The sequence below is a fragment of the Shewanella sediminis HAW-EB3 genome (assembly GCF_000018025.1).
GTDB classification, from domain to species: Bacteria; Pseudomonadota; Gammaproteobacteria; order Enterobacterales; family Shewanellaceae; genus Shewanella; species Shewanella sediminis.
The window spans coordinates 3,184,970-3,200,878 of record NC_009831.1; the positions used below are offsets into that span (position 1 = coordinate 3,184,970).

Consider the following 15,909-nt stretch of genomic DNA (forward strand, 5'->3'; position numbering starts at 1 on the left):
GTATTGTACATCAAGTTACAAGAATATTGTGTCTTTCCATTTGCTGATTTTATTGATTATTGCTATATTTCATCGGCGGTTGGGGATAATCAGTGAATAAAGTGTTCACAAATCCTCCATCACTAGTGCAAGAAGTAGAGACTAAAAGCCTTTTTCATTTGTCGCAAATAATTGATTTGCAAGTCGTTTTATTAATATAAAACCGAAAATGAGTTTTAACGACTAAACAAATAGGAAAAGCCACATTACAAGGTGGTTTCTCTACAAAACGCACCCAAAATTCGAAGTTTAATTTTAACTTATCATCAGACGCACACTAATTCGATTTTGGCATTACCGGAAAGTACTGAATAATTTATGGGGTTGGTTGACGTTTTACAACGAATTCCTTGTTTTTGTAAATATTAAAAAATAAGCCATAAATGGATGCGACACGCAGCGAATGCGTCTTACAGAAATGCGCACCTTGCCTAGACACCGACCGTGAGGTCTTGTTAATAATGCTAGGCCCGTAATGCACCGAAAAAATCGTTTGATGACCTTATTTTAGAAGAATTACGTCATAATGAAACGGATGTTAATTAATGCAACTCAATCTGAAGAGTTGCGCGTTGCCCTTGTTGATGGGCAACAACTGTACGATCTTGATATTGAAAGTCCTGGTCACGAACAGAAAAAAGCGAACATTTACAAAGGTAAAATTACCCGCGTAGAACCCTCTCTCGAAGCTGCTTTTGTTGACTATGGTGCCGATCGTCACGGTTTCCTTCCATTAAAAGAGATTGCCAGAGAATACTTTCCAAAAGGATACTCTTTCCAAGGCCGCCCCAACATCAAAGAGGTGGTTAAAGAGGGTCAAGAGGTTATTGTTCAGATTGATAAAGAAGAGCGAGGCAACAAAGGTGCCGCGTTAACTACTTTTATCAGCTTGGCGGGTTCTTACCTGGTTCTTATGCCAAATAACCCTCGTGCCGGTGGTATCTCCCGTCGAATCGAAGGTGATGAGCGTACCGAACTTAAAGCGGCTATGTCTGAACTTGAAGTACCTCAAGGTATGGGTTTAATTGTCCGTACTGCAGGTGTAGGAAAAGATTCAGCCGAACTTAAATGGGACCTAAAAGTACTCGAGCATCATTGGACTGCGATTAAAGAAGCGTCTGAAGGCCGTCCGGCTCCTTTCCTGATCCATCAGGAAAGTAACGTCATCGTACGTGCGATTCGTGACTACCTTCGTCGTGATGTTGGTGAAGTACTTATCGATCACCCGCGTATTTTTGAAGATGCCAAACAGCATGTTGCTTTGGTACGTCCAGACTTTGTCGATCGCATCAAGCAATATGATGCTGAAGTGCCACTATTCACTCATTTCCAGATCGAAACACAGATCGAATCGGCCTTCCAGCGTGAAGTTCGTCTTCCTTCCGGTGGCTCGATTGTTATCGATCCTACTGAAGCCCTAACCTCTATCGATATCAACTCTGCTCGAGCAACGAAAGGTGGTGACATTGAAGAGACTGCGCTGAATACCAACTTAGAAGCGGCAGATGAAGTTGCTCGCCAGCTACGCCTGCGTGATCTGGGTGGTTTGGTTGTTATCGATTTCATCGATATGACACCAGTGCGTCATCAACGTGAAGTTGAAAATAGAATGCGTGATGCAGTGCATCATGACAGAGCTCGAGTTCAACTGGGTCGTATCTCTCGCTTCGGACTCATGGAGATGTCAAGACAGCGTCTACGTCCATCTCTTGAAGAGTCAGCTGCTCACCTGTGCCCTCGTTGCCATGGTCAAGGTACAATCCGTGGGACAGAGTCTTTAGCCCTTTCTATTCTTCGTTTGATGGAAGAGGAAGCAATTAAAGAGAACACCTCTCAAATTGAAGCTACAGTTCCAGTTGACGTAGCCGCATTCCTGCTTAACGAAAAGCGTAAAGCCATTCGAATTACAGAGCAGCGTCATGATGTTGAAGTCTATGTGATCCCAGATCCTAACATGACTACCCCTGACTACCGTGTCGTGCGTCATCGTAAAGATGATCAGATCAGTGAGTCCAGCTATAAGCTATTAGACCAGCCCGAAGCAAAACTTTACGAGCCTCGTAAACTTGAACGTGCTGCACCACCTCAACCTGCACTGAAAGGTTTCTCAGCGCCGGTTAAGGAAGTTGAAAAACCTTCTAGTATCAAAAAAGATGTCAAAACTGAGTCCAAAAAAGATGCTGAACCCGGTTTAATCTCTAAGCTATTCTCTGCCATCAGCGCGCTATTCAAGCCTGAAGAGAAAAAAGAGGAACCAAAAAAGAAACCTCAGTCGAACCGCGACAGTCAGAACCGCAATAACCGTCGTAACACTCGTCGTAATGACAATCGACGTAATCGTGATGACAAAGATCAAGCGAGTGACAAAGGCGCACGCAATAGCCGCAACAAGAGCGCGGATTCTGCCAAGTCTGACAAGGTAGAGAAGCAAGTCAGAGGGAAAGACGAGCAAGCCAAGCGTCAATCTCGCAATGACAGTAAATCTCGTCGTCCGGCTCAGGAAAGCGATGCCGAATCGAAAGAACAGCCTAAGCAAGAGGTTGCCAGAGAACGTCGTCAACGCCGTAATATGCGTCGTAAGGTTCGCGTTGAGAATGAGCAAGCTCAAGTTGAAGAGACCCAGGTTTTAGCTGAGACTCCGGTAAAAGCTGCGGTAAGTGAAGAGAAGACCACGCGTCCAAAGCGTCAACCAAGAAAGTCAAATAAGCCAAAACCTCAACAGGAAGCGACACAAGAGGCTCAGGCTGCAACTCAGGTTGAAGCCGAAGTATCTGACATATCGCTAACCGAGACAGTTAAAACTGAGACTCTTGAAGCAAAAGTTGAAGCAAAGGTCGAGCAGACTGCGCCGGTAGCCGTTGATTCGATTCAAACGACACCTGTGACAGACGCCGATCAGGTTGAAATCTCTTCGTCAGAAGAAGTTGAAGTTGAAGCCACTGATGACAAAGAGCAGCGTGAGCCACGTGAAGGTCAACGTCGCAGCCGTCGTAGCCCTCGCCATCTTCGCGCCGCTGGTCAACGTCGTCGTCGCGATGAAGATACCGAAGGCGAGTCTTCATCTGATGCTGCTCCGGCATTCGTTTCAAATGAAACTGAAGTAGAAAATCAAGCCAACGAGACTAAAGCCGCCTCTGTCGCTGTATCTACTCCGGCTCAACCTGAAACACCTGAGATTCCAGCTGAAGATACGCAAAAAGCTGACACTGAAGTTAAGTCTGAAGCGACTAAACCTGAGTCAACTAAGCCAGAGGCTACGGCATCCGTTGCAGCATCCGCTCCAGCAAAGCCAGCCGTTCCTGCTAAAAAACAGGCACCAGCTAAGCCGAAAACAGCGGTAAAATCTGAAGCCATGGCTGCACCCGCAAAGCCTGCCGCTCCGGTTAAAGCTGAAGCATCTGTTGCCTCAGCGGCACCTGCTAAACCAGCCACACCGGTGAAAGCTGAGACCCAGGTGAAAACTGAAGCATCAGTTGCCGCAGCAGCGCCAGCTAAACCAGCAGTACAGGTGAAAGCAGAAGCCCCTGTGAAAACTGAAGCATCAGTTGCCACAGCGGCGCCAGCTAAACCCGTCGCGCCAGCGAAAGTTGAGGCTTCAGTAAAAGCAGAAGCCCCTGTGAAAGCTAAAGCATCTGTTGCTGCAGCTGCACCTGCTAAGCCAGCCGCACCAGTTAAAGCTGAAGCTCCTGTTGAAACAGAAGTGCCAGCTAAAGCCAAAGCGTCTGTAGCCGCTACAGCACCAGCTAAACCTGCCGCTCCAGTTGAAACAGAAGTGCCAGCTAAAACCAAAGCATCTGTAGCCGCTGCAGCACCAGCTAAACCTGCCGCTCCTGTAAAAGCAGAGACTGTTGTTAAAGCTGAAGCTCCTGTTAAAGCTGAAGCGCCTGTTGAAACGCAAGTATCGACTCCGACAGAGATAGCTCCACAGATTCAAAAAGCTCCAAAAGCAAAATCTGTAAGCTCAAGTCGATTCGGCACTATGGTCACCTCTGATATGACTAAGCCTGTTGTAGAAAACCGAGAAAATATTGCGACGCCTTCAGGGCGTCAATATGCCACCTCAGAATCTACTGCACCTAGCGAAAAATCCAGAACGGCCAATACAGCAAACTCGGAAATGGCTAAACCATAACCTATAGTTAAGCTGTATTAACGAGAAAGCCATGCATCACAGCATGGCTTTTTCATTTTCTTACTGCGGATTATTTGTTAGTATGCGCGGCCGCAATTCAATCTAAATCAACAAAATTACAACAGAGGCTAAATGTTCGATCTCATTCGTCACAAAACTTCCAGCAGCAAAGCCGATCTTCTATCGGGCTTAACTGTGGCACTTGCACTTATTCCTGAAGCCGTTGCATTCGCTTTCGTCGCAGGTGTTGAGCCTATGGTGGGCTTATATGCCGCCTTTATTATGGGGCTTATCACTGCGCTTATTGGCGGTCGTCCAGGTATGATCTCGGGTGCTACGGGCGCTATGGCTGTTGTTATGGTTGCTTTGGTCGCTGAACACGGAGTGCAATACCTCTTTGCCGCAGTCGTTCTGGCCGGCCTCATTCAAGTCTCCTTTGGTCTACTGAAATTAGGTAAGTTCATTCGAATCGTTCCTTACCCTGTGATGATCGGTTTTGTTAACGGACTGGCGATTGTTATTTTTCTTGCCCAACTTGGGCAATTTAAGGTACCTGACGCGGATGGTGTATTAACCTGGTTGCCTCAAGGCCAGTTAATGCTGATGATGGGCCTTGTACTGTTAACGATGGCGATTATTCAGTTTTTACCAAAGCTCACCACTGCCATCCCCTCTTCGTTGGCAGCAATCGTGACAGTCACCTTAATGGTCGTGTTTTTAGAGCTTGATACCCGCACCGTTTTAGATTTCCTGAAATCCATGAGTGGTGATGAAAATGCGACCATTGCCGGAAGTCTACCTAGCTTCTCTATTCCTGCCGTTGCATTTAATCTCGAAACGCTATACATCATTCTTCCATACTCTCTGATCTTGGCAGCTGTAGGCTTGATAGAATCTTTGCTTACACTGACCGTTATCGATGAGATGACAAACACGCGTGGTAAAGGAAACAAAGAGTGTATCGGCCAAGGTGTTGGTAATATTACCAGTGGCTTCTTTGGTGCCATGGGTGGTTGTGCCATGATTGGTCAGTCTATGATTAACATCAACTCTGGTGGTCGTGGACGTTTATCTGGTATCACTGCGGCACTTGCCCTACTCGCCTTTATCCTTTTCGGTTCTGCACTCATCGAAATGATCCCGTTAGCAGCACTCGTCGGTGTGATGTTTATGGTTGTGCTTGGTACCTTCGAATGGGCCAGCTTTAAGGTGATGAGCAAAGTACCTAAACACGATGCTTTTGTCATCATACTGGTCACTATCGTCACCGTATTTACTGACTTAGCTTTCGCCGTTTTCGTCGGTGTTATCGTATCTGCCCTGGTTTTTGCCTGGGAGCATGCGAAGCACATCAATGTAGAGATCAGCGAAGATGCTAATGGTTGGAAAGTATACAAGCTTAATGGACCACTATTTTTTGGTTCAGCCGCCGAGTTTTTAGAGCTTTTCCACTCAAATACCGATCCTGTCGATGTGATTGTTGATTTCCAAAATTCTCGGGTATGTGATCACTCGGCACTGGATGCCATCGATACCCTTGCAGAGCGCTATGGTTCAAACGGTAAAAAACTGCACCTACGCCATCTCAGTAATGACTGTAAGAAGTTACTACACAAGGCAGGCGATCTGGTTGAAGTTAACCTTATCGAAGATCCTCACTACAAAATTGCCGACGATAAATTAGATTAATAATTTTTCTGGCAGCAAGACAGTGAAAAAAAGGCGAGTGAATAACTCGCCTTTTTTATATCCCAAGGCTCACTTCTTTAATTTATCCGCAAATGCCAGTCTGAATTTTTCGAGCTTAGGTTTGATAACCATCTGGCAGTATGGCTGCTCGCCATTAAGCTCAAAATAATCCTTGTGGTAATTCTCAGCTGGATTAAATGACTTAAATGCGGTGACCTCTGTCACTATAGGCCTGTCCCAGACTTTGGCCTCTGTTAACCGCTCAATCATGCGGTTTGCGCTATCCACTTGCTGCGCATCATGGGCAAAGATTACTGAGCGGTATTGCGGACCCACGTCATTGCCCTGCTGATTGAGTGTCGTTGGATCGTGACTCATCCAAAATACCTCCAACAGCTCATCGAAGCTGATAGTTTCAGGCTCGAATTTAATCTGTACCACTTCGGCGTGGCCTGTCGACGCACTACAGACATCTTTATAGTTAGCCATCTCGGCATCACCGCCGCTGTAGCCGGAAACGACGTCTTTAACGCCATTGAGTTCAGAATAAATGGCCTCGATACACCAGAAACAACCACCACCGAATGTCGCCAAACTCGTTTCGGACTTCAAATTAATCTCATCGCTCGACTTAAAACGTAAAGACACTGAGTTGACACAATGTCTGACATTCTTATCCGTTAAGTACTCACCTTCAAAGACATGACCTAAATGGCCACCACACGCCGCGCAGATGATCTCGACGCGAATACCGTCACTATCAACAACTCGTTGAACGGCCCCTTTGACCTCATCATCAAATGCCGGCCAACCGCAATGGGCATTAAACTTACTCTCAGACAGATACAGAGGTGCATCACAACGTTTGCACAGATAGACACCCTTCGCATCATGCAGGTGATATTCGCCACTAAAAGGTCGTTCCGTCCCTCTGTCCTCGATGACAAACCGTTCAAATTCAGTTAGTTTACTCATGACGCTATCTCCCCCCTTAAAAAATCATATTCATTAGACCCGATATAAGTATGATCCCTTTCACTTCCCTAACCGGCAACCCCGCTAGACAACTATACCAAAGCGACCTAATCCTTATCATTTTAGTCGGAATTAATCGCACTTTAACTTTTTTACCTCGTTTCCCCCTATCCAACTATTAATATGGAAGTATTTGAACCCTCAAATAACATTGACCTAGATTACCGGACAATAAAAACGTGATTTCAATCACACTTAGTTGCGAGTTAGCCATCTGCTGGTTAGAATGCGCCGGGGTCATAAAACAAGAAGAATTGAGATGAAACTAGAAACAATTAACTATCAAGCACATGATAGTGCTGAAAAATTTGTACAGTCCTTACGAGACACCGGCTTCGGCGTACTTTCCAATCACACCATAGATAAATCCCTGGTAGAAGCTATCTACCAAGAGTGGCAGGCATTTTTCAATAGCCCGGAGAAACATGATTTTATGTTTAAACCGGAAACACAAGATGGCTTTTTCCCCTCAGAAATATCTGAAACGGCTAAGGGTCATACCGTTAAAGATATCAAGGAGTATTACCACGTTTATCCATGGGGCCGGATCCCTGATTCACTAAGAGAAAACATCTTAACCTATTATCAACGGGCAAATGAGTTGGCAGCCGAGTTACTGCAGTGGGTTGAAACACACACGCCTGCCGATGTCGCAGTGAATTACTCTATCGCCCTGCCTAAGATGATAGAAGGCAGCCATAAAACCTTACTGCGCGTTCTACATTATCCGGCAATGTCAGGAGATGAGGAGCTCGGTGCCATTCGCGCTGCGGCTCATGAAGATATTAACTTACTGACGATCTTGCCGGCGGCGAATGAACCCGGATTACAGGTAAAAACCAAAGATGGGAATTGGTTAGATGTGCCTTGTGATTTCGGTAATCTCATCATCAATATCGGCGACATGTTGCAAGAAGCCTCCGGAGGCTATTTCCCTTCCACTACACATAGAGTCGTAAACCCTGAAGGCGCCGATACCTCCAAAGCGAGAGTCTCGCTGCCTCTATTTTTACACCCTAAACCGGAAGTCGTTCTCTCCAGCAGATATACAGCTGACAGCTACCTGATGGAACGGTTAAGAGAACTCGGGGTTATCTAATCCCAATAACTTCTCTCTCAAAAAGAGAGAAGGAGCCACACTCACATCATGGCTATGCTTAATTCACAGCCGTTCAGGGCTGGGCTTTTCGTAGCCCGCATACAAAAGCGCCTATTGGCGCTTTTTTATTGATGAAATTTTTCCTTAACAAGGTAAAATCCCCCTAACAGAATTAATACAGAGCGTTAAAATGGCAATTCAGTGGTACCCGGGACATATGCACAAGGCACGTAAAGAGATTGAAGAGGTCATGCCTCAGGTCGATCTGGTTATTGAAGTGCTCGACGCAAGGATCCCATATAGTAGTGAAAACCCTGTGGTTTCAACACTGCGTGGTGATAAGCCCTGTATTAAGCTGCTCAATAAATCTGATTTGGCAGATCCTGAAACCACCCAACGTTGGATCGAATACCTGGAGCGTGAACAGGGGGTGAAGGCGATGGCGATTACCACTTTACAGGCTGCTCAAGTCAAGAAAATCCCGGATCTTTGCAGAAAGTTTGTTCCCAGCCGTGACAAACTCGAAAAAGATATCCGCACCATGATCATGGGGATCCCGAACGTCGGTAAGTCCACCATCATCAACACGCTCGCAGGCAGAACCATCGCTAAGACAGGTAATGAACCTGCGGTCACTAAGGTGCAGCAACGTATCAACCTGAGAAACGGTATCGTTCTCTCTGACACTCCGGGGATCTTGTGGCCAAAAGTCGATAATGAAAAAAGTAGTTATCGCCTGGCCATAACCGGCGCCATTAAAGACACTGCCATGGAATATGAAGATGTCGCCATGTTCGCCGCTGAATACTTTCTACAAGCCTATCCTGAAGCGATTGCTGAGCGTTATAAACTTAAAGAGTTGCCCGATACCGATATCGAACTTCTCGAAGCCATAGGCCGTAAAAGAGGAGCGCTACGTCCCGGTGGACGTATCGACCTTCATAAAGTTTCTGAGCTTGTGCTACATGAGTTCCGTTCAGGAAAAATTGGCCAGCTGTCTCTGGAAACTCCGGAGATGGCCGATATTGAAAAAGCAGAAGTTGCTAAGTTAGTCGCTGAAAAAGAAGCAGAAAAACAAGCTAAGCAGGAAGCGGAAAGATTAAAGCGTGCGGGTAAACGCCACAAATAGCCATATATATGAATCAGACAAGCCTCAGCTATTAAATAGGTGAGGCTTTTTACTGGCTGTTTATCTGCTCAATTAAGTTATCACAGCTCTGCTCTAAAACGGCCTCAGCCGTGGGTGAACGACATATGTTACCCATACATACAAAGAGGACGGAGGTTATTTGTTTCATTATGACTGCCAGTCAAGAGTCATCACTCCATAAATCTTACCCGAAGAAAGCTGGCGAACCTAGGGGTACCTTTTTGCGTTAATCCTGAGTATTGATAAGTGACTATAGAGCCGATCTTTGGAGGGTGACGCCTTTCACTCACGGTAAACCCGGTACCGAGTTTAAAACGGATCCCACTCGGGGTTTCAACCACTAAAGCACCCAACATCCCATTAAACTTACCTTGCCCCTCTTGATGAGCGACCACGCGAGCCTCGGCATCATAAAGTGGCTTAAGTTTTATCACGTCTCTGTTTCTGCCGCTAAGATACAGAGATTGATTGTGGTGTAACATCAAGCCCTCGCCACCTTGCTCAATGACACGACTAAACCAAGTATCGAGCGCTTGTACACTGTCGAAACGTTTCTGCTCTATAACCGATAAATAGATAGAATTGTTCGCTAACTCGTTTTTTGCTATAGCATATCGCTCAGTAAACACTTGGCTATGCGATGGCAAGTCAAACACCATAAACTTAACCTCGCGCCAGCGTTCCTGTTTGGGATGCTTACTTCTTATTAATGACGAAATCTGCTCAAACGTTCCTCTTCCCATCCATAATTCGCCATCGAGTGCATAATCGGGGAATCCACGAGTGAACCACTGTGGCGCAGATATCAGCCTTCCCGAACGCGTAAACAGTTGAGTGCCATCCCAATACCCTCTCACTCCGTCGAGTTTTTCACTAACAAGGTACTCACTGATCGGCGCCTCTGCCCGCTTTTCGACGGCCAGCTGAATATCGTTGACATGCGCTTCACTGAGACCGATGGAAAAAATGATGAGAATAAGAAATATGGACAACCGACATGCTTGAGAATAATACATATTGAACACTCCTTCGTGTGATGACTCAAGCCGCTTCCTTCGGCTTTTAGCAGGTTCGATTTTTATGCTACAAAAATCTGCCACTGAAAACAGTGTAGGACATGATTGCTAATTACCCCCAAATATCTGCTAACACAGAGTAGCCGCGCGCAGACACATGCAGTACTAGCTTAAGATCGCTTCAACCATGTAAATACCGTCATCAGTTCCGGTTTGTTGCAATAATGCAATTGGTATGAAAATTTTACGATGATATACTCACGCGCAATCGGCTCATAGAGTAAAAGTGTCAGTAAATTGAAACTTAATAGGATGTTATGAAACCTGAAAATAATCACGGATTAAAACGCATATTTAGGGCCACAGGGTTCTCCATGCAGGGACTCAGGCTAGCATGGGTGCATGAAGCCGCATTCAGGCAAGAATTGATGTTAGCCATCATTATGCTGCCGATAGCGCTTTTGGTTGATATCACCACAGTTGAGCGACTCTTTTTAATTTTGACCCTCTTTATTGTCCTCATCGTAGAGTTGTTAAATTCGGCAATAGAGGCCGTGGTCGACAGGATTGGTCATGAGATACACCCTCTGAGTGGCCAAGCCAAAGATGTCGCTTCAGCCGCCGTATTTATGAGTCTGGCCTTATGTGGCATTACCTGGGCTGTCATACTTACAAGCCGATACCTCTGATTAACATCTGGAGTCATGCTCAATGACTCCTTTTCCCTTTTCTTTTCCCCCTCTGAGAGTCACTAAGCCGATAGGCTCTTGCTAGTTCACAAACCCCAAAACGACTATTTCAGCGACGCAGCCTACAAACCCATAATAAAAATGCAGTTACTTTGACATTTTTTGATACAAATCATTCACAAATAGAAACAAGCTGCTAGTATAACGGGCATAGATAGATTCGTTTACACAGAATCAACAATTTAAAATAATAATAAGAATATTCGTGGAGTCGCCTTAATGGTAAAAAAATTAGGCATCTCAGTTTTAGCTCTGATGGTTGCTACCCCCTGTTTAGCTACAGAGGACAGTCAATTAGTCAGTGAAACTGTGATTAGAATTGGAGGATTTTACTCTAATTCCAATTCCACTATGGATGTTACTAATCCCATTTTAGGTGAAGACTTTAAGATTGATTTCGAGCAAGACCTGAATCTTGAAGAGTCTCAATTTCTGCCTTTTTTCGAAATATTTCATCATTTCAACGATAAACACCTTATGTTTATCGACTGGAAACAATTACATAGAAGTGCAACAGTCCAGAGCCTCTCGACACCATTTCAGGTCGATCTTGACGACAAGATATTCGATGTAAAGCTTGGCAGTCAACTCAAGACGACACTCAATATCGATATCGCAAGAATTGGTTATGGCTATAACTTCTATCATGGCAATAACTTCAACATAGGCGTCTCACTGGGTCTACACGCCATGTTTATCAAAACCGGATTTGAAGGTAAAGTGGGCACCTGTATCGAAGGCGAAAATATCGATGATTGTGGGATAGCTGCGATCCCAAATGTTGTAGATGAAAAAATAACAGCGCCACTTCCAGACATAGGGCTGTATGGTACCTATGAGTTCTCACCGGGATTCAGTTTCAGGGCTCACGCTCAGTATTTTCAAATAAAACTCGACGACTTAGATGGGCGACTGATAGATGTGAGAGCCGGGATTGAAGCCGAAATATCCGAGAACTGGCATATGACTGCCGCATTTAACTATTATGAGGTCGATGTAGACTACGAACAAAAATCGGGTATTGATGACGTTAATATTGCCAACTATAACCTGTCATACAGTTTTATCGGACCTATGCTGTCTGTAAGCTACCGTTTTTAAGTTAGTCAAAAAAGATACACATTCAGCCATAGCTGGCAGCAGGGGCCGCATCTACTCCCTGTTTAACAATGTTTCTCCCCCATCTCAATCGATACTGCCCAAGCCCTTCCATTGGGACTATATTCCAATAAGTATTATCAAGCTTAGAGAAAGCCACTAAAAAATCTAGCGTAAACTCAGTTCTAATCTATTGATATTTAGATTAAATTCATTCGATCGCAAACAAAATCATAAACGATTTAGATTATCATGTCGTTACGCTGACTAGCACTTGGATCCTTTCTTTGCCAACAACTATATTAGGTAATACCAATCGGTATAAGTAGTCAATTGAGGAAAAAGAGATGAACAAATTAACTCACTGGCGTCATCTTGCCCTGTATACATTTATTTTAAGCTTGTTTACCGGAGCTGTTAACGCCGCCACCGATTCATTCTTCGATGTTTTCTTCGATATCGAAGTTGCCGAATCTACCTCTCCTGCCGATCTGCGCGGAGTGGCGACAATAATGAAAGGGGAGCGAGAACCAACCACAGTCCCGATTGAAATTTTATCTATGGACTTAACGTCATCGTCACTGCCTCCCCTTAGCGATGGAAGCGCAGGAAAAAGATATAACGGTATCGTTAAATATCGCCTGTCAAATATCGGTTCGTCAGGACAGGATGGTGTGAGATTTGTCGAAGTCGATATCGTCTGTGATCCCGCCTGTATGGTGATAAACACCCGTGCAAAAGGAAAGAAGAAACATAAACGCCATATGCCCGATCACGATTAACCTTCACAGATTAAACAGTGAACAGTCATTGCGCCGACATGTCGGGCACTGGCTGTCCATCGCATCTTAACCATAGAATTGATAGCAGACAAAAATAGCGGCAAGAATACCCGCCAGATCGGCCGTTAAGCCGCATACCAGCGCATGACGCCCGTTGCGGATCCCCACCGCACCAAAGTACACGGCCAATACATAGAAAGTTGTCTCGGTACTTCCCTGAAATATCGCAGCCAAACGACCCGCAAACGAGTCGACACCATGGTGCTCCATGGTCTCTAACATCATGGCTCTGGCGCCTGATCCACTAAATGGTTTCATTATTCCCGTCGGCAGGGCATCCACAAAACGAGTATCTCCCCCCAATACTGAGACCACCACCGAAATAAGGTGTAGCAAATAATCTAAGGCGCCAGATGCCCTGAGCATGGCAATCGCCAGCAGCATGGCAAGCAGATAAGGGATAAGCTTTATTGACTGTGAAAACCCCTCTTTAGCGCCGACTATAAACTCATCATAAACTGCAACCTTTCGCAGTCCGGCGACAAGAATAAAACTAAACACTAATAGCAGGAGTACACCGTTGCCCATCGCGGTAGATAGCGTGCCTATCGCCGTCGTGGTTAGTGTCCCCAAATAGAAGACCAACGCCATTATTGAGCCGAAAATTAACGCGCCATAGCCCAAGATAACGCTATTTAACAAAGACAAACGCTGAAACATCGCAACCACCAACACCCCGGCAATGGTTGAAGCAGAGGTTGCCAGGAGTATGGGAAGAAAAATATCCGCCGGCGCAGCAGCTCCCTGCTGCGCACGATACAGAAAGACGGTGACCGGCACTAAGGTCACCGACGAAGTATTGAGTACTAAAAAAAGGATCTGCGCATTGGTTGCGACACTTTTTTGCGGATTCAGCGTCTGTAGGTCTTGCATCGCTTTAAGGCCAAGAGGCGTTGCAGCATTATCCAGGCCCAAAATATTGGCCGTCAGGTTCATGGTGACACTGCCATACGCAGGGTGTCCTTTGGGCACCTCAGGCATTAATCTGGACAAAAGCGGTTCAAAAATTTTAGCGAAAAAACCGACGACGCCGGCTTTCTCGCCGACTCGCATCAGACCCATCCACAAAGAGAGTACACCAATTAATCCCAGAGCTATTTCGGCAGCAAGTTTCGAACTATCAAATAGTGCGGTCACTGACGCAGATAGTACATCCAGCTGACCATTAAAGAGTTGGACGCCAATAGCCAGCATGGCCGTCATAAAGAAAAAAAACCAAATCCGATTTAACACACTACTTCCTTTTAATTAAGACTGAATCTGCGCTATCTGATTAACAAACCCGAGCACTCTCATTAATAAACCCGAACACTCTAAATAATAAACCCAAGCGCTCTTATTGCCGCTTAAAGCGTGATGCTCACGACCTCAATGGAGTTCGCTTAAGAGCGAGCCGCTAAATGCTATGGTATAATCGCGCCAAAAGACACACCGCTAGATAACTGTCAGAGTCCTATGGTTCAACTAAATCAAGATTTTATCAAGAGCATTGCTAAAGATATGCCTGCTCACCTCTCAATGGATGATTTTATCAGCTACAGCAGCAAACCTTTGCGACCGTCCATTCGAATCAATACCCTAAAAATTTCATCCCAGGATTTCATTGCATTGATGGCTCCTAAAGGGTGGACACTCGAGCCGATCCCCTGGTGCCAAGACGGCTTTTGGATCTCACTAGACAGTGACGTGCAGCTCGGTAACACGGTAGAACACCTACAGGGCCTGTTTTATATCCAGGAAGCAAGCTCTATGTTACCACCCATAGCGCTCTTTTCGACAAAAACAGACAAGGCTGAACACACCATACTCGATATGGCATCGGCTCCCGGCTCTAAGACCACACAGATAGCGGCAATGATGGACAACTCTGGCCTACTCATAGCTAATGAATATTCATCGAGCCGTGTGAAAGTACTTCACGCCAATGTGCTTAGAATGGGAGTCAGTAACACCGCCCTCACCCACTTCGATGCCAGAGTATTCGGTGAATACCTGTATGACCAATTCGATGCTATTTTACTCGATGCTCCCTGTAGCGGCGAAGGCACCATTCGAAAAGACCCCTTAGCACTCAATAATTGGGGCTTAGCGGAAAACAGCGCCATCGCCGAAACCCAAAAAGCACTGCTTGAATCGGCCTTCCTCGCATTAAAAACTGGCGGGAGTTTAGTCTATTCCACCTGCGCACTGAGCAAATTGGAAAACCAAGACGTGTGTGAACACCTCAGATCCACATTTCCTGAGGCGGTAGAGTTTGAATCCCTTGCCACTCTCTTCCCCGACGCAGATAAAGCCTGTACGGATGAAGGTTTCCTTCACGTATGGCCACAAATTTATGATAGTGAAGGCTTCTTCATCGCCAAGATAACCAAAACCTGCGATGTTGAAAGGCAAAAGCCTGAGCCGAAGAGACAGAAAAATTTTCCGTTTACCCCCATATCCTCGAAAGTTGAGCTTGAACTGCGCCAGTATTTCAAACAAACCTTCGACATCGACATTCCCACCGATGACATGCTCATGGTGCGAGATCTGGAGTATTGGTTGTTTCCGGCCGGTATGAAAACGTTGATCGGTAAAATGCGGTTTCAAAGAATTGGCGTAAAACTCGCGGATGGGTTGAAAAAAGGATTTAAGGCGAGGCATGAAGCCATCGTGGCCTTAGCCGAAAAATCGACAGGCTATGAACTCTCCCAAGCGCAGGCCATACAATACCTGATGGGAAGAGATATTCCCCTCGTTGATGGCGGTAAGCCACAGGGAGAGCTGATAGTGACCTATCATGGGTCTGCATTGGGTGTGGCAAAACATTTGGGAAGTCGACTTAAAAACACTCTTCCGAGAGATTTAGTGCGGGATAAAATTGCCGATTCGGATGCCAGCACAACAGCCTGAAACATTTAGTTACAAAGCTACATTAAAAAAGAGTCATATTCTCGCTAGGAGCTTTCACTCTCTACTACACTAATAGCCAGAGAGTTAATTCCCGCGAGGATCTCACCAGTAGCGCACGGCTCTTTAAACAGAGCCATTCCCCTGGACCCAGAACAATTGGAATAGTTT

12 protein-coding genes are annotated in these 15,909 nt (G+C 45.6%); 8 read left to right on the top strand and 4 right to left on the bottom strand.

Annotated features, from left to right (window positions below):
* Positions 1–565: 565 nt before the first annotated feature.
* Together rne and SSED_RS13825 are read left to right on the top strand one after the other, a co-directional pair.
* A complete protein-coding gene (rne, locus tag SSED_RS13820) occupies positions 566–4,171 on the top strand; it encodes a ribonuclease E (protein ID WP_012142972.1) in 3,606 nt (1,201 codons plus the stop codon).
* 132 nt (positions 4,172–4,303) lie between these two features.
* Entirely contained in the window at positions 4,304–5,860 is a 1,557-nt protein-coding gene (locus SSED_RS13825; RefSeq protein ID WP_012142973.1) for a SulP family inorganic anion transporter, read from the top strand.
* Between the two features lie 69 nt (positions 5,861–5,929).
* On the opposite strand, the gene SSED_RS13830 is transcribed toward SSED_RS13825, so the two are convergent.
* Positions 5,930–6,835: a bifunctional methionine sulfoxide reductase B/A protein gene (locus SSED_RS13830; RefSeq protein WP_012142974.1), complete on the bottom strand. Its 906-nt coding sequence runs from the start codon at positions 6,833–6,835 to the stop codon at positions 5,930–5,932.
* Between the two features lie 319 nt (positions 6,836–7,154).
* Here SSED_RS13830 and SSED_RS13835 point away from each other — a divergent pair, with 319 nt between their 5' ends.
* Positions 7,155–7,994: an isopenicillin N synthase family dioxygenase gene (locus tag SSED_RS13835; protein WP_041421700.1), complete on the top strand. Its 840-nt coding sequence runs from the start codon at positions 7,155–7,157 to the stop codon at positions 7,992–7,994.
* Positions 7,995–8,184: 190 nt separating this feature from the next.
* A complete protein-coding gene (gene ylqF, locus SSED_RS13840; protein ID WP_012142976.1) occupies positions 8,185–9,123 on the top strand; it encodes a ribosome biogenesis GTPase YlqF in 939 nt (312 codons plus the stop codon).
* 49 nt (positions 9,124–9,172) lie between these two features.
* On the opposite strand, the gene SSED_RS25175 is transcribed toward ylqF, so the two are convergent.
* Both SSED_RS25175 and SSED_RS13845 read right to left on the bottom strand, forming a co-directional pair.
* A complete protein-coding gene (locus tag SSED_RS25175) occupies positions 9,173–9,292 on the bottom strand; it encodes an arsenate reductase/protein-tyrosine-phosphatase family protein (RefSeq protein ID WP_086022449.1) in 120 nt (39 codons plus the stop codon).
* A gap of 22 nt (positions 9,293–9,314) precedes the next feature.
* On the bottom strand, positions 9,315–10,160 hold the full coding sequence (locus SSED_RS13845; RefSeq protein ID WP_012142977.1) for a DNA ligase: 846 nt from the start codon (positions 10,158–10,160) through the stop codon (positions 9,315–9,317).
* A 317-nt stretch (positions 10,161–10,477) separates the two neighbouring features.
* Here SSED_RS13845 and SSED_RS13850 point away from each other — a divergent pair, with 317 nt between their 5' ends.
* The 3 genes from SSED_RS13850 (at position 10,478) to SSED_RS13860 (ending at position 12,789) form a co-directional block, all read left to right on the top strand.
* Positions 10,478–10,849: a diacylglycerol kinase gene (locus tag SSED_RS13850; RefSeq protein WP_012142978.1), complete on the top strand. Its 372-nt coding sequence runs from the start codon at positions 10,478–10,480 to the stop codon at positions 10,847–10,849.
* 279 nt (positions 10,850–11,128) lie between these two features.
* Positions 11,129–12,010, top strand: coding sequence for a hypothetical protein (locus SSED_RS13855; RefSeq protein ID WP_012142979.1), 882 nt, complete (start codon positions 11,129–11,131; stop codon positions 12,008–12,010).
* 344 nt (positions 12,011–12,354) lie between these two features.
* On the top strand, positions 12,355–12,789 hold the full coding sequence (locus SSED_RS13860) for a hypothetical protein (RefSeq protein ID WP_012142980.1): 435 nt from the start codon (positions 12,355–12,357) through the stop codon (positions 12,787–12,789).
* A 66-nt stretch (positions 12,790–12,855) separates the two neighbouring features.
* Here SSED_RS13860 and SSED_RS13865 read toward each other — a convergent pair whose 3' ends face one another.
* Positions 12,856–14,082: a spore maturation protein gene (locus SSED_RS13865; protein ID WP_012142981.1), complete on the bottom strand. Its 1,227-nt coding sequence runs from the start codon at positions 14,080–14,082 to the stop codon at positions 12,856–12,858.
* A gap of 222 nt (positions 14,083–14,304) precedes the next feature.
* Here SSED_RS13865 and rsmF point away from each other — a divergent pair, with 222 nt between their 5' ends.
* Positions 14,305–15,741, top strand: a complete 1,437-nt coding sequence (gene rsmF / locus SSED_RS13870) for a 16S rRNA (cytosine(1407)-C(5))-methyltransferase RsmF (protein WP_012142982.1) — start codon at positions 14,305–14,307, stop codon at positions 15,739–15,741.
* The last annotated feature ends 168 nt before the right edge of the window (positions 15,742–15,909 follow it).